Consider the following 13,455-nt stretch of genomic DNA (forward strand, 5'->3'; position numbering starts at 1 on the left):
GCGCGTTACCCCAGCGACGCAGCGAAGGTCAATCTGGCAAGATATTTGCAGGGCGGTCCCGGAGCAGCTTTCGGCGCGGCTAGGATCAGGATCTAGTGATCGGCCTGCGGTCCACGCGCGATGCCCGATAGCGCGAGCTGCTCGTCGATCGCCGCCATCAGCCGCGCCAGCGCCGCCTCGTTCTTCGCCTCGGCGCGCGCGACGAGCACGTCCTGCGTGTTGGAGGCGCGGAGCAGCCACCAGCCGTCGTCGGTCAGCACCCGCGCGCCGTCGGTGCGGTCGACCGTCGCGCCCGCCGCTGTGAGCCGTTCCAGAACCTCGTCCACAATGGCGAATTTGCGCACCTCGTCGACCTGGAAGCGCAGTTCGGGGGTATTGACCATCGCGGGCATGTCGCCACGCAGTTCGGTCACGCTCTTGCCGAGCTTGGTCGCCGCCTCGATCAGCCGCACCGCGGCATAGGGCGCATCGTCATAGCCATAATAGGCGTCGGCGAAGAAGATATGCCCGCTCATCTCACCCGCCAGAGGAGAGCCGGTTTCCTTCATCTTCGCCTTGATCAGGCTATGCCCGGTCTTCCACATCAGCGGCTTGCCGCCGAGTTCGGCGACGCGGTCGAACAGCGCCTGGCTCGCCTTCACGTCGGCGATCACCGTCGAGCCGGGCAAATCGCGCAACACCGCAGCAGCATAGATTTGCAAGAGCTGGTCGCCCCAGATCACCCTGCCCTGACCGTCGATCGCGCCGATGCGGTCGCCGTCTCCATCAAAAGCGACGCCAAAGTCGAGGCTCTTCTCGGCGACGAGCTTTTTCAGATCGGCGAGGTTCTTCTCTTCGGTGGGATCGGGGTGGTGGTTCGGGAAATGGCCGTCGATATCGGTGTAAAGAAGATGATGCTCGCCCGGCAGCCGCGCGGTCAGCTTCTCGATGACGGTCCCCGCGGCGCCGTTGCCGGCGTCCCAGCCGATGCGGAAGGCGCCGCCCGCGAAGCCTTCGACGAGCCGGTCGACATAGGCATCGACGATGTCGAGGCTCTCCGCCGTGCCGTTGCCGCTCTCCCAGTTGCCCGCGGCGGCGAGTTCGCCGATCCGCTGAATGTCGGCACCGAAGAAGGGACGCCCCTGAAACACCATCTTGAAGCCGTTATAGTCGGGGGGGTTGTGGCTGCCGGTTATCTGTATGCCGCCGTCCACATCCTCGGTTGACGCGGCATAATAGAGCATCGGTGTCGGTCCGAGGCCCACGTTCAGCGCATCGATCCCTGCGGCGTTGATCCCCTCGATCAGCGCTCCGGCGAGCATCGGCGATGACAAGCGCCCGTCATACCCCACCGCGACCCGCTTGCCGCCCGCGCGCGCGATCAGCGTCGCGAAGCTGCGCCCGATGGCATAGGCGTCCTTGCCGGACAGCGTATCGCCAACGACCCCGCGGATGTCATATTCGCGGAGCATCGTCGGGTGGAAATTGTGGGTCATGGCTGATCCTCTTGGGGAGAGAAGGCGGTCAGGCGGCGGCGAACAGATCGCCGTCCGGATGCAACCGCTCGCGCGCCGGAAGGTTCAGTCCGCCCATCGCCTCGCGAAGTTCCTGCCGCGCGACGACATGGCCGATCCCCATGCCGCCGAGGTGCGCCTTGTCGAGCAGGGTGAGACCAGCGGGGAAAAGTTCGCGATAGATCACGCGCTCGCCGAGCCCCGGAATGACGCGGAAGCCGACGCGGCGCGACAGCTGGGTCAGCGCCTCGCCGACGCGGCGCATATTGTGCGCATCGACATGCTGGAGGCGGTTGCGCAGGATGATCCAGTCGATCGTCCGCCCGTCGCTCTTCGCACGCGCCTTGCGCGTGTCCCAGATCAGTTCCGAATAGAAGCTCGGGCGGGTGACCTGGAAGGTTTCGGGATCGACCTGGCCGATCAGGTCGAAGTCGATGAAACTGTCGTTGATCGGGGTGACGAGCGTGTCGGCGGTTGTCGCGAGGTGGCGTGCGAAGACGTCGTCGCGGCCGGGCGTGTCGGCGACGAAATAATCGGCGCCTTCGGAAAGGCGCGCGACCTGTTCGTCGAGTTCCTCGATCGTCGAACCGGTGAACACCTCGAAGCGCGGGGTCGGGAGCTCGATTTCGCGGCGCTTCGCGGTATTCTGGCGATTCTCGAGATAGCGGTGGAAGGTGCGCTGACGCGGGTCGAGGTCGATGCCGGCGACCCGCCAGCCCTGGCTCGCGAGCGCGACCGCGAAATGCACCGCGCAGGTCGATTTGCCGGTCCCGCCCTTTTCATTGGCAAAGATGATGCGGTGCGGGGCGGGCGTCGTCATGAGCGTTGCGATTTTCCTGTTGGCGGCGCATGGCAGCCGCATGGGGTGGCGATTGCGCCGCCAATATCGGAGGGCGGGCAAGCGTGCAAATCATCCGTGACATCGCCATGCTGCGCCGTGCCGTTTCGGCACTGAAGCAGGGCGGCAAGAGCGTCGCGCTCGTGCCCACCATGGGCGCGCTGCACGAGGGGCATCTGTCGCTCGTCCGGATGGGCAAGCGCGTCGCCGACCATGTCGTCGTGTCGCTCTTCGTCAATCCGACCCAGTTCGGGCCGAACGAGGATTTCGCCGCCTATCCGCGCGACGAGGCGCGCGATGCCGCGCTGCTCGCGCAGGAAGGCGTCGCGCTGCTCTGGGCGCCCGAAGTCGCGACGATGTACCCGGCCGGCCATTCGACGCATATCGAGGTCGCCGAGCTCGGCGCCGACTATTGCGGCGCCGCACGCCCCGGCCATTTCGACGGCGTCGCGACGGTCGTGTCGAAGCTGTTCAACCAGGTCCGCGCGGACGTCGCCATCTTCGGCGAAAAGGACTGGCAGCAGCTCGCGATCATCCGCCGCATGGCGCGCGATCTCGACTTCGCGATCGACATTTTGGGGGCGCCGATCGCGCGCGATGCCGACGGCCTCGCGCTGTCGTCGCGCAACGCCTATCTGTCGGAGGAACAGCGCGCCGCGGCCGTCGCTTTGCCGAATGCGCTGAAAGCGGCGGCGAAGGCTATCGGCAGCGGCGCCGACGTCGCCGAAGCACTTGCGAGGGCTGAAGCCGACATCGTCGCTGGCGGCTTCGACGGCGTCGATTATGTCGCGCTCGCCGACGCCGACAGTCTGGAAAGACTGGGCCTTTTCCGCAAGCCCGCGCGCCTGCTCGCCGCGGCGCGCATCGGGAAAACCCGCCTAATCGACAATCTCGCGGTGGATTGATTGACGCCCGAAGCGGCGGATTTCCAGGCCTTCTCGGTGATATCCACAAAAAAGTCGAATCCTCGTTAACGCTTTGTTGACCATAAGCCGTAACTTTGGGGCCCGAGGTCTCCATGTGGGGTGGAGGCAAAGGGGGTTATCATGGCGAACAGTCTGAAGTCTGCCCAGTTTCTGATCGAAAGCCGTCTGCTCGATGCGGCGCGCGGCGACGCCAACGCCTATTTCGATCTCGGCATCGCTTTTTCCACCGGGACCGGCGGTGTCGATGTCGATCTGGTGCAGGCGCATAAATGGTTCAATCTCGCTGCGCTCGGCGGCAACCGGGAAGGCCAGCGATGCCGCGCCGACCTGTCCGACGAAATGAGCCGCGACGAAATTGCCGAAGCCCAGCGCCAGGCGCGTGCGTGGCTAGACGAAACCGCCCGCCGCCCGGCAGCGCGGCGCTTCGCGGCGTAACTGTCCATATCTTTTCGTCATGCCGGACTTGATCCGGCATCCATCCAGCGGCTCTGGTCAGGACCCCGGATCAAGTCCGGGGTGACGAAGAAGGGCAAACATTAGTTGCCGCGCCGGAACGGCATATGCCCTTCCAGCCATTCCATTTCCTGCACCTCGGCCGCGCGCTCGCGTTCCAGATAATCGGAAACCGCCCGGCGAAAGGCCGGATCGGCGATATAATGCGCCGACCAGGTCGCGACGGGGCCATAGCCGCGCGCGAGCTTGTGCCCACCCTGCGCGCCGGCCTCGACCCGGCGCAGGCCGCGTTCGATCGCAATGTCGATCGCGCGGTAATAGCAGAGCTCGAAATGCAGATAGGGGATGTCGCGGAGGCAGCCCCAATAGCGACCATAAAGCGTGTCGGCGCCGAGCAGGTGCATCGCGCCCGCAAGCGGCTGATCGCCGTCGTAAGCGATGAGCAGGACGATCCGGTCGGCCATCCGCGCGGCCATCAGCTCGAACGCTTCGCGCGTCAGATAGGGGTGCCCCCATTTGCGCGATCCGGTGTCCTGATAAAAGGCCCACATCGCATCCCAATGCTCGGGCTTCAGCGCGTCGCCGGTCCGTTCCTCGATCCGGAGTCCTTCCACGGCGCGCGCGCGTTCCTTCCGAAGCTGTTTGCGCTTCGCCGAAGTCAGCGTGCCGAGAAAATCGTCGAAACTCGCATAACCCGCATTGGCGAAATGGAACTGGATGTCGCGCCGGACGAGCCAGCCCGCCTGCTCGAACAGCGGCATCTGCGCGGGCGCGACGAAAGTCGCATGCGCCGAGGACAGCGCATTCTGCCGCACCACCGCCTCGGCGCCGCGGATCAGCAGCCGCGCGATCTCGTCGTCCTGCGCCAGCAGGCGCGGCCCCGGCACCGGGGTGAAGGGCGCTGCGATCTGCAGCTTCGGATAATAGTCGCCCCCCGCGCGCGCCCACGCATCCGCCCACGCATGGTCGAAGACATATTCGCCCTGGCTGTGCGATTTGAGGTAGGCGGGCGCCGCGCCAACCAAGGCGCCGGCCCCGTTCTCGATCAGGATCGGCGCCGCCTGCCAGCCGGTGCCCGGCCCGACGCTCCCCGATTGTTCGAGCAGCGCCAGAAAAGCGTGACTGACGAAGGGATTCGCCTTGCCCGCCAGCGCGTCCCACGCCGCGGCATCGACCGCGGCGACGCCGGTGCCGAGCGAGACGGTGCGTGCGGGCGGGTCGGCCTCGGCCACGATGGGCTTACGCGGGTTTCACCGCGACGATCGCGTCGGCCTCGACCGCCGCGCCGAGCGGCAGCACCGCGACGCCCACCGCGGCGCGGGCATGGCGCCCGGCTTCGCCGAACAAAGATTCGAAGAGTTCCGACGCGCCGTTTGCGACCTTCGCCTGATCGGTGAAGCTTGGGGCGCTGTTGACGAAGACGCCGAGCTTGACGACGCGCTCGACGCGCGACCAGTCGCCGTCCAGCGCCTGCCCGATCTGCGCGACGAGCATCAGCGCGCAGCGGCGCGCGGCGTCATAGCCGCTCGCGACATCGGTATCGTCGCCGAGCCGCCCGGTGACGACCTGCCCGCCCTGAAACGGCAGTTGCCCGCTGATATGGAGCAACCCGCCATGCTCGACGACGGGGACATAGGCGGCGACCGGCGCGGCGGGCTTCGGAAGTTCGAGGCCGAGTTCGGCAAGCTTGGCGGTGACGTCGGACATGGAAAAGTTCCTTCTAGGCAAGTTCAGGGGTCGGAGCCGGAATATTCTCGGCGAGCCGTGCCAATATCCACTCGCGCGCCGCGGTCCAATCGTCGATTCGCGCATGGGCATGTTTGGCGGGGCGCACCTTGTCGGCGATCGCGGGCTCGCCGACGAAATGGAGCCGCCAGACCTCGGGCGCCTCGATCGCGACCGAATGATGGTGGTTCGGCAGGTCGTCGATGAAGACCACGACCGAAGGGTTGCGCTCCGCGATCAGCGCGCGCACCGGCTCGCCCTTGCCGCCGCGGCTGCCGATCACCGGCGCCCGAAAGCCGAGCGCCGCGAGTTGTTCGGCGCGCGCCTGCTGATGGTCGGGGCCGACATTGGTGAGGACGACGATGTCCGCCACGTCGCCGATCGCCGCCATCGCCGCGATCGCGCCGGCGATCTCGGTCTGCCGCCCCATCTCGGTGCGGAAGAAGCCGTCGAGCAAAGGCCAGACCTCGGCCGCTTCCAGCGGCGTGCCACACTCCTTGCGCTTGAGCGCGCCCGCAAAGCTCGCATCCTCCATGCGGAACAGCACGCCATGTTCTTCGTCGACCCACTGCGCGAAGGGGACGACCATGTGCATCAGCACCTCGTCGCAATCGGTGATGACGAGCGGGCGGGTCATGCGTCCATCCTTTGCTGTCCTTCGAGACGATGCGCCGCGGCGGCGATGGCTTCGGGCTTGATATCGAGCGCCTCGGCGCAGGCGATCAGGTCAGCCTCATGACCGGTAAGGAACGCCAATATCGCCGCGAGTGTCGCTTGACTGCCGAGCGAGGCGCGCAAGCCGTCAGGGTCGAGCCCGGTCATGCCGAGCAGCCGCTCGGCACGCGGCTCGTCGCTCACTATCCAGCCGAGCGCCCGGAGCGCCAGTGCCGCGTCCTCTTCGTGCAAGCCCGATTCCCTTCATCGCGATGCAATTGTGTCGTGCGGCCGATTCGCCTAAACGGGCCGCGCACGCAAGGTGGGGAAGACAAGGCACATGGGCAAGACCATCCTGGTCGTCGAGGATAATGAGCTGAACCTCCGCCTGTTCTGCGACCTGCTCAACGCCCATGGCTATAGCGCGCACCCGGTGCGCGACGGGCGCGACGCGCTGGCGAAGGCGCGCGAGGTGTCGCCCGACCTGATCATCATGGATATTCAGTTGCCGCACGTCAGCGGGCTCGATCTGATCGGCCAGATGAAGGCTGACCTCACCCTGCGCGCGGTGCCGATCATGGCGGTGACCGCCTATGCCGGGAAGGGCGACGAGGAACAGATCCGCGCCGCGGGCGCCGAAGCCTATGTGTCGAAGCCGATTTCGGTGATCAAGTTCATCGAGAGCGTCGGGGCGTTCGCCTGAAGAAAGGCTGCTGACGACCCGAAGCCGAGCTATCGTTCATCAGGGTGCCATGAACGCTTCTCTTCGGTTGAATGGGCGGGGCGGTTGCGCCTAAACCGCTGGCATGACAATCGAGCTCTCCATCGTCCTGTCGCAAATGACCCAGGCGGTCGGCGATCTTGCCGCCAACGCCGACGCGATGCGCGCCGTGCGGGCGCGGCACCCGCAAGCCGACCTGATCCTCTATCCCGAACTGCAGCTGGTCGGCTATCCGCCGGAGGATCTGGTCCTGAAGCCGGCGCTCGCGACACGCGCCGCGACGATCCTTGCCGAGCTCGCCGACGAGACCGCCGATGGCGGCCCGGCAATGCTCGTCGGTTCGGTCGAGCGCGATGCGGACGGGCGGCTCTACAATATGGTCGCGCTGCTCGACGGCGGGCGAATCGTCGCTACGCGGCGCAAGCACGAGCTGCCCAATTACGGCACTTTCGACGAAAAGCGCGTCTTCGCGCCCGGCCCGCTTCCCGAAGTCGTCGAATGGCGCGGCGTGAAGCTGGGCCTGCCGATCTGCGAGGATGGCTGGTTTCCCGCGGTCTGCGCGCATCTTGCCGCGCAGGGCGCCGAGTTGCTGATCTCGGTCAACGGCAGCCCTTATGAGATCGACAAGGACGACCGCCGGCTGACGCAGGTGTTCGCGGCCCGCGTCGCCGAGACGAAATTGCCGCTGATCTTCCTCAACCGCATCGGCGGGCAGGACGAGCTGGTGTTCGACGGCTGCTCCTTCGTACTGAACGCCGACGGAACGGCGGCGCACCGGCTGACCGACTGGGAAGCCGAGGAGCGCGTAACGCGCTGGACGAAGGATGCGGTGGGCTGGGCGTGCGCGCCCGGAGCGATCGCCGAATGGGAGGCGCATCCCGCCGACATCTACAGCGCGATGATCCTGTCCTTGCGCGACTATGTCGAGCGCAACCGCTTTCCCGGCGTCGTGCTCGGCCTGTCGGGCGGGATCGATTCGGCGATCTGCGCCGCGATCGCCGCCGACGCCCTCGGCCCCGGCAAGGTCTGGTGCGTGATGCTGCCGAGCCGCTTCACCAGCCAGTCGAGCCTCGACGACGCCGCGGGCTGCGCCGGAATGATCGGGTGTCGGCTCGACACGATCCCGATCGTCCCAGCCGTGGAAGCGTTCGACGCGATGCTCGCCGGCAGTTTCGCCGACCGCGACGTCGATATCACCGAAGAGAATGTCCAGTCGCGCATCCGCGGCGTCACCCTGATGGCGCTTTCCAACAAATTCGGTCCGATGCTGCTGACAACCGGCAACAAGAGCGAGATGAGCGTCGGCTATGCGACCATCTATGGCGACATGGCGGGTGGCTACAATCCGCTGAAGGACGCCTACAAGACCACGGTGTTCGCGCTCGCCGAATGGCGCAACGCGAATGTTCCGCGGCTGTCGCGCAACCCGGTCGCGCCGGTGATGCCCGCGACCGTGATCACCAAACCGCCGAGCGCCGAGCTGCGTCCTGATCAGAAGGACGAGGACAGCCTGCCGCCCTATGCCGATCTCGACCGCATGCTCCACATGCTCGTCGAGGAAGAAGCAAGCGTCGACGATGTCGTCGCGCGCTACGGCTTCGACCGCGACGCGGTGGCACGGATCGAGCGGCTGCTGATGCTCGCAGAGTATAAGCGCCGCCAGGCGCCGCCGGGGGTCAAGCTTTCGACGCGCAACTTCGGACGCGACCGGCGCTATCCGATCACCCACGGGTTTCGCACCGCCTGACTCGCGTCCGCCGCGAAACCGGCTATAGGCGCCATCCATGACCGTGATCACTCGCTTCGCTCCTTCGCCGACCGGCACGCTCCATGTCGGCAATGTCCGCACCGCGCTGCATAACTGGCTGTGGGCGCGCAAGCATGGCGGGCGGTTTCTGTTGCGGATCGACGATACCGATCTCGAACGGTCGAAGGAGGAGTATGTCGCAGGCATCCGCGCCGATCTCGCGTGGCTCGGCCTCGACATCGACGGCGAGGAGCGCCAGTCGGCACGCTTCGCGCTCTATGAGGCCGAGTTCGACAAGCTGAAGGCCGCGGGGCGCATCTATGCCTGTTACGAGACGCCCGAAGAGCTCGACATCCGCCGCAAGGTGCTGCTCTCGCGGGGCCTGCCCCCGGTTTACGAGCGCAAGGCCGAGGATGCGCCGGTGCCCGAGGGTGTCGCACCGCACTGGCGCTTCAAACTCGACCATGGCGCCCCGATTGAGTGGACCGACATGGTACGCGGCCCCCAGCATTTCGAGCCCAGGACGATGTCCGATCCCGTCGTGCGGCGCGCCGACGGAAGCTGGCTCTATCTGCTGCCGAGCGTGATCGACGATATAGCGATGGGAATCACCCATGTGGTGCGCGGCGAGGATCATGTGTCGAACACGGCCTCGCAGATCCAGATGTTTCAGGCGCTCGGCGCTACACCGCCCCAGTTCGCGCACGAGGCGCTGCTTGTCGGGACCGAGGGCAAATTGTCGAAGCGGCTCGGCTCGCTCGGCATGGCTGCCTTGCGCAACGAAGGTATCGAGCCGATCGCGCTCGTCGCCTTGCTCGCGCGCCTCGGGACGAGCGATCCGGTCGAGCCGGTGGCCTCGCCCGCGCCGCTGATCGAAAGCATCGACTTCGCCCGCTTCGGCCGCGCCCCCGCACGCTTCGACGAGGCCGAGCTCGCGCTGCTCAATCAGAAGATTCTCCACCACACTGACTATGCCGTGGTCGCGCCGCGGCTGCCGACCGCTATCGACGAAGCGCGCTGGAACGCGATCCGGCCGAATCTGATGACGGTGGCCGAGGCGGCCGACTGGGTCGCGATCTTCGACGGCCCCTTCACCCCGCCCGCGCCCGATGAAGCCGATCGATCCGTGCTCGCCGCCGCCGCCGCCGCCGCACCCAACACCACATGGGGCGCCGATCCCTGGCATGCCCTGACCAGCGCGGTGAAGGAAGCGACCGGCGCCAAGGGCCGTGCGCTGTTCCTGCCGCTCCGCCGCGCGCTGACCGGGCGCGATCATGGCCCCGACATGGCCGAACTGCTGCCGCTGATCGCCAAGGATCAGGCGGTCGCGCGGCTGCAAACCTCCTGACGCACCCCATCGGTTGAAAGCGTTCCCGCGCCTTTGCCGACTCGGTCGCTTGACAAGTTTAGTGATGTTATAATATTACATCAATGACTCGACCGACAGCCACGGTCAGCGGGGCGGGGCCGGGTCACGACAAGGCAAGGAGAGGTGCCATGACCCTGATTCCCCTGATATCGGCCATATTGGCCGCGCCCGAGACCGCCACGGCCGGAGCCGCGATGCGTCTACAGCGTCACAGCTATGGCAGCGACGCGAACCGTCACCCGGTCGCGGCGCTGCTCGCGGTCGGCTTGCCCGTAGCGCTCGTCGTCGCGGTCGCGCTGTCGCCGATGATCATCAAGGACGAGCCGCAGACCCGGACACCGCCCTGGATCAGCTTCACGATGGACCAGCCGAAGCCCGAACCGCGTCCCGATCCGAAGCCGCAGACCGATCCCATCCAGACCGAATTCACTGCGCCGCCGACGCCACTGCCGCCGGTTTCGGACGACTCGGCCAAGGTGACGCCGCTCCCGCCCTATGTGCCGCCCGCAGGCACGGGCACCGGGACCACGATCATCGACCCGCCGGCCCCGCCGCCGAAGCCCGCACTCGTGCTGGCGGAGGTGGACCCCCGCTTTGCCGGCACGTTCCAGCCCGACTATCCGGCGAGCGAGCAGCGGCGCGAGATCGAGGGCTATGCCAGGGTGCGCGTACTGATCGGCACCGACGGACGGGTGAAGGCGGTCGAACAGATCAGCAGCGACAGCCCCGGCTTTTTCGAGGAAACCAAGCGGCGCGCTCTCGCCAAATGGCGCTTCAAGCCTGCGACGCGCGGCGGCGTGCCCGAGGAAAGCTGGAAGGTGATGACCGTGCATTTCCAGATCCGCAACGGCTAGAACGCCGTATCGAACCCCTCCGGGGGCGGGCAAGTCCCTTCCGCCCGCCCCGCTTTTTGGCGACACGCAGCTTGACATTGGCGCCGAATCCCGCCAATGGCGCCCGGATAAATGGGGGCGGCGCCCGGTGCGCGGCCCTCTTGTTTTTCAAACCACCCGTCGGGGCCCCAAGTCCCGCCGCATCGGCCGGCCCCCCGGCGGATGTGCAGATTTTTCGAGGAACAGGGCCATGGCCAAGCCGACGACCGTCAAGATCAAGCTGGTGAGCACCGCCGATACTGGCTTTTTCTATGTCACCAAGAAGAACCCGCGCACGATGACCGAGAAGATGTCGGTGCGCAAATATGACCCGCGTGCGCGCAAGCACGTCGAGTTCAAGGAAGCCAAGATCAAGTGAGGCACCGATCCGTTCGGCCGGGCTGAACGGACCGACGATGTATCATTCCGCAAGCGCGGGTTCAGAAGGGCGGCCATGTGCCGCCCTTTTTCGTGCGCAAGGGAATATCGGCTTAGGGGTGGGGAGCGGACGTTGCAGGATAGAGCTGTTATCCCCTCCCGTATCCCCTCCCGCAGGCGGGAGGGACAGCGAGACTTACGAACTTTGTTCGTTAGTCGCAGCGGGGTGGGCCATTGCACCGTTGCTGCCCACCCCCAACCCCTCCCGCAAGCGGGAGGGGAGAAGGGCGTCAGCAATCGGTCGAAACCCGTCAGAACTCCCGCAGCGGTCGCCGCGCAACGTCATTCTCGATGATATGCCGAATCGTGATCAGCGTCTTGAACGAGTGGACCCCCCTGTCCTCGCCGAGCGCGCGGCGCGTGAAGCGGTCATATTCCTCCATCGATCCGACCTGGACCTTGAGCAGGAAATCATCGTCGCCCGTAATGTCCCATGCGCCGGTCACTTCGGGATGCTTCGGGATCTCGCGCGCGAAGGCGTCCATCGTCTGCGGGCCCGCCTGCTGCATCTGGACGAGGACGTGCATCGTCAGCGCCGATCCGGTCAGCGCCGGATCGACCACCGCCATATCGGCGACGATGATCTTTTCCTCGCGCAGCCGCCGCAGCCGCCGGAGCACCGCCGATACCGACAGGCCGACCTTGTCGGCAAGCAGGCGCGCGGGCTGGAGATTGTCGTGCCGGACCAGTTCGAGCAGCCGGCGGTCGAACGCATCGAGATCGATCAATTTTCGCATGATTCCACCGATAATGCCAAAATTGGTCACTGCAATGCGCAATTTCGGCGCCAATGGCTGCGCTGGTCACGGTAGACGATCGCATCCGCCCCGCCGAGCCGACGGCTCTCTTCCCTCCCCGCGGTACGGACATAGGAGTTACGACAATGGCCCGGATTGCCCCCGAATCGAACTGGATCCAGCGCGTCTGGTCGACGATCGTCGATACCTCGGCGGCGGCGGTCGCGGTTCATTATCGCGCGCCGTGGACGCCAGCGGCGAAACGCTGAGCCGCTTGCATCGAGCCAAGCGTCCCCATCAGGTCCGGAAAACAGGAACGGCGCGAAGGTCTCCCCTCGCGCCGTTCCGACAATGGTTCATTGGAAAACCATCGCCCCCCTCCCTCCGAACCGAATAGCCGTGGGTCGCAGAAAGCTGACGGCCGGCGGAAGCGTCCTATGGCGCGACATATGGCGTCGCCGCAGCGCCAAAAATTGTAAAAACCCGACAATCGGTGCCCCTAGACTGTTGTTTTTTTGCGCGTGGCTCCGCATGGAATGACGTCATGACCGTGGGAGAATCTGCAAGCGGACCGGACAGCGTGCGGGTGGCGACGCGTTTCTTTCCCGTGTCCGCCGCGCTCGCCCCTTATTGCAGTATCATCTATCTGACCGAGATCGACGGACCGCCGGGCGCGCGGATCGAGGATTATCTTCACCCCGAATGGGCGAATCTGCGCTTCATCGACGGCGAACCATCGCTCGCGGCGGTCGGCGGCGGAAAGGCCGAACCCATGCCGTCCTTCGTTGTCACCGGCCCGACCAGCAAGGCGACCTATTTCGCGGTCGGCCCGATGCGCGCCTGGGGCATCGGCTTTCTGCCCGCGGGCTGGGCGAAATTTTTCGCGGTTCCGGCCGAAGATCTCGCCGATAGATCCATCGACGGGGCGCAGCATCCCGTCTTCGCAGCCCACGCGTCGCTCTTCCAGCAACTGCGGCAGGCGAACGACGTCGAAGGCGCGGCCAAAATGCTCGACGATCATTTCGCGGGAAAGCTCGCCACCGCGCCACGCGACGATCCCGCGATCTTCGCCGCGCACGCCGCGCTGGTCGACGATGAGCTGACCAGCGTCGCCGATCTCGCCGCGAAGCTCGGCCTCTCCGAGCGCTCGATCGAGCGTCTCTCGCGCCGCGCCTTCGGTTTTCCGCCCAAGCTGCTGCTGCGCCGCCAGCGCTTCCTGCGCAGCCTCGCGCGCTTCATGCTCGACCCGACGATGAGCTGGATCGAGACGCTCGACTATCATTATTACGACCAAGCGCAGTTCACGCGCGACTTCCGCCGCTTCATGGGGATGAGCCCGCGCGCCTATGCGGCGCGACCGAAGCCGATTCTCGGCGCCGCGGCACGCGCCCGCGCCGCGACGGCGGGTGAAGCGGTGCAGGGGCTCCACAAGCCCTCCGGATAGACGCGTTTCCGCCAACGGGCTTGACCCGCGCCGCGCCT

At 66.2% G+C, this 13,455-nt stretch carries 16 protein-coding genes; 9 read left to right on the plus strand and 7 right to left on the minus strand.

Annotated features, from left to right (window positions below; all coding sequences use genetic code 11):
* Positions 1-92: 92 nt before the first annotated feature.
* Together pgmG and ACE3SL_RS08575 are read right to left on the minus strand one after the other, a co-directional pair.
* Positions 93-1,475, minus strand: a complete 1,383-nt coding sequence (gene pgmG, locus ACE3SL_RS08570; RefSeq protein WP_374525321.1) for a phosphoglucomutase/phosphomannomutase PgmG — start codon at positions 1,473-1,475, stop codon at positions 93-95.
* Between the two features lie 28 nt (positions 1,476-1,503).
* Positions 1,504-2,313: a division plane positioning ATPase MipZ gene (locus tag ACE3SL_RS08575; RefSeq protein WP_374525322.1), complete on the minus strand. Its 810-nt coding sequence runs from the start codon at positions 2,311-2,313 to the stop codon at positions 1,504-1,506.
* Between the two features lie 83 nt (positions 2,314-2,396).
* Here ACE3SL_RS08575 and panC point away from each other — a divergent pair, with 83 nt between their 5' ends.
* Together panC and ACE3SL_RS08585 are read left to right on the plus strand one after the other, a co-directional pair.
* Entirely contained in the window at positions 2,397-3,236 is an 840-nt protein-coding gene (gene panC / locus ACE3SL_RS08580) for a pantoate--beta-alanine ligase (RefSeq protein ID WP_374525323.1), read from the plus strand.
* A gap of 141 nt (positions 3,237-3,377) precedes the next feature.
* On the plus strand, positions 3,378-3,692 hold the full coding sequence (locus tag ACE3SL_RS08585) for a hypothetical protein (protein ID WP_374525324.1): 315 nt from the start codon (positions 3,378-3,380) through the stop codon (positions 3,690-3,692).
* Positions 3,693-3,793: 101 nt separating this feature from the next.
* Here the strand turns inward: ACE3SL_RS08585 and ACE3SL_RS08590 are convergent, their stop codons facing one another.
* Genes ACE3SL_RS08590 through ACE3SL_RS08605 form a run of 4 tightly spaced genes read right to left on the minus strand, consistent with a single transcriptional unit; the run spans position 3,794 to position 6,341 of the window.
* Positions 3,794-4,942, minus strand: a complete 1,149-nt coding sequence (locus ACE3SL_RS08590; RefSeq protein ID WP_374525325.1) for a GNAT family N-acetyltransferase — start codon at positions 4,940-4,942, stop codon at positions 3,794-3,796.
* Positions 4,943-4,949: 7 nt separating this feature from the next.
* A complete protein-coding gene (locus ACE3SL_RS08595; RefSeq protein WP_374525326.1) occupies positions 4,950-5,417 on the minus strand; it encodes a RidA family protein in 468 nt (155 codons plus the stop codon).
* 13 nt (positions 5,418-5,430) lie between these two features.
* Complete coding sequence (locus ACE3SL_RS08600; protein WP_374525327.1) at positions 5,431-6,072, minus strand: HAD family hydrolase; 642 nt, start codon at positions 6,070-6,072, stop codon at positions 5,431-5,433.
* Positions 6,069-6,341 (minus strand): DUF3572 domain-containing protein, encoded by a 273-nt coding sequence (locus tag ACE3SL_RS08605; protein WP_374525328.1) that lies wholly within the window; start codon positions 6,339-6,341, stop codon positions 6,069-6,071. Before ACE3SL_RS08605 ends, ACE3SL_RS08600 begins: the two co-directional genes overlap by 4 nt.
* An 88-nt stretch (positions 6,342-6,429) precedes the next feature.
* Between ACE3SL_RS08605 and ACE3SL_RS08610 the strand changes: the two genes are divergently transcribed.
* From ACE3SL_RS08610 to rpmG, 5 genes are all read left to right on the plus strand, one after another.
* Complete coding sequence (locus ACE3SL_RS08610; protein ID WP_338426982.1) at positions 6,430-6,792, plus strand: response regulator; 363 nt, start codon at positions 6,430-6,432, stop codon at positions 6,790-6,792.
* 103 nt (positions 6,793-6,895) lie between these two features.
* Complete coding sequence (locus ACE3SL_RS08615) at positions 6,896-8,557, plus strand: NAD+ synthase (protein ID WP_374525329.1); 1,662 nt, start codon at positions 6,896-6,898, stop codon at positions 8,555-8,557.
* Positions 8,558-8,594: 37 nt separating this feature from the next.
* Positions 8,595-9,905, plus strand: coding sequence for a glutamate--tRNA ligase (gene gltX, locus ACE3SL_RS08620; RefSeq protein ID WP_374525330.1), 1,311 nt, complete (start codon positions 8,595-8,597; stop codon positions 9,903-9,905).
* Positions 9,906-10,054: 149 nt separating this feature from the next.
* Positions 10,055-10,780 carry a TonB family protein gene (locus tag ACE3SL_RS08625; RefSeq protein WP_374525331.1) on the plus strand — a complete coding sequence of 242 codons (726 nt, stop codon included), beginning with the start codon at positions 10,055-10,057 and terminating at the stop codon, positions 10,778-10,780.
* A 229-nt stretch (positions 10,781-11,009) separates the two neighbouring features.
* Complete coding sequence (rpmG, locus tag ACE3SL_RS08630) at positions 11,010-11,177, plus strand: 50S ribosomal protein L33 (RefSeq protein WP_003042331.1); 168 nt, start codon at positions 11,010-11,012, stop codon at positions 11,175-11,177.
* 310 nt (positions 11,178-11,487) lie between these two features.
* Here the strand turns inward: rpmG and ACE3SL_RS08635 are convergent, their stop codons facing one another.
* A complete protein-coding gene (locus tag ACE3SL_RS08635; protein WP_374525332.1) occupies positions 11,488-11,973 on the minus strand; it encodes an Lrp/AsnC family transcriptional regulator in 486 nt (161 codons plus the stop codon).
* A gap of 146 nt (positions 11,974-12,119) precedes the next feature.
* Here ACE3SL_RS08635 and ACE3SL_RS08640 point away from each other — a divergent pair, with 146 nt between their 5' ends.
* Positions 12,120-12,242, plus strand: coding sequence for a hypothetical protein (locus ACE3SL_RS08640; RefSeq protein WP_374525333.1), 123 nt, complete (start codon positions 12,120-12,122; stop codon positions 12,240-12,242).
* 275 nt (positions 12,243-12,517) lie between these two features.
* Positions 12,518-13,417: a helix-turn-helix domain-containing protein gene (locus tag ACE3SL_RS08645; protein WP_374525334.1), complete on the plus strand. Its 900-nt coding sequence runs from the start codon at positions 12,518-12,520 to the stop codon at positions 13,415-13,417.
* Positions 13,418-13,455: the final 38 nt, after the last annotated feature.

It is taken from the genome of Sphingopyxis sp., assembly GCF_041916015.1.
Lineage (GTDB): Bacteria > Pseudomonadota > Alphaproteobacteria > Sphingomonadales > Sphingomonadaceae > Sphingopyxis.

What these genes read in the sequence shown, in the direction of transcription:
- pgmG (WP_374525321.1), bottom strand. Translation starts at nt 1,475, where the DNA reads ATGACCCACAATTTCCACCCGACGATGCTCCGCGAATATGACATCCGC.
- ACE3SL_RS08575 (WP_374525322.1), bottom strand. Translation starts at nt 2,313, where the DNA reads ATGACGACGCCCGCCCCGCACCGCATCATCTTTGCCAATGAAAAGGGC.
- ACE3SL_RS08585 (WP_374525324.1), top strand. Translation starts at nt 3,378, where the DNA reads ATGGCGAACAGTCTGAAGTCTGCCCAGTTTCTGATCGAAAGCCGTCTG.
- ACE3SL_RS08595 (WP_374525326.1), bottom strand. Translation starts at nt 5,417, where the DNA reads ATGTCCGACGTCACCGCCAAGCTTGCCGAACTCGGCCTCGAACTTCCG.
- ACE3SL_RS08600 (WP_374525327.1), bottom strand. Translation starts at nt 6,072, where the DNA reads ATGACCCGCCCGCTCGTCATCACCGATTGCGACGAGGTGCTGATGCAC.
- ACE3SL_RS08610 (WP_338426982.1), top strand. Translation starts at nt 6,430, where the DNA reads ATGGGCAAGACCATCCTGGTCGTCGAGGATAATGAGCTGAACCTCCGC.
- ACE3SL_RS08615 (WP_374525329.1), top strand. Translation starts at nt 6,896, where the DNA reads ATGACAATCGAGCTCTCCATCGTCCTGTCGCAAATGACCCAGGCGGTC.
- gltX (WP_374525330.1), top strand. Translation starts at nt 8,595, where the DNA reads ATGACCGTGATCACTCGCTTCGCTCCTTCGCCGACCGGCACGCTCCAT.
- ACE3SL_RS08625 (WP_374525331.1), top strand. Translation starts at nt 10,055, where the DNA reads ATGACCCTGATTCCCCTGATATCGGCCATATTGGCCGCGCCCGAGACC.
- rpmG (WP_003042331.1), top strand. Translation starts at nt 11,010, where the DNA reads ATGGCCAAGCCGACGACCGTCAAGATCAAGCTGGTGAGCACCGCCGAT.
- ACE3SL_RS08635 (WP_374525332.1), bottom strand. Translation starts at nt 11,973, where the DNA reads ATGCGAAAATTGATCGATCTCGATGCGTTCGACCGCCGGCTGCTCGAA.
- ACE3SL_RS08640 (WP_374525333.1), top strand. Translation starts at nt 12,120, where the DNA reads ATGGCCCGGATTGCCCCCGAATCGAACTGGATCCAGCGCGTCTGGTCG.
- ACE3SL_RS08645 (WP_374525334.1), top strand. Translation starts at nt 12,518, where the DNA reads ATGACCGTGGGAGAATCTGCAAGCGGACCGGACAGCGTGCGGGTGGCG.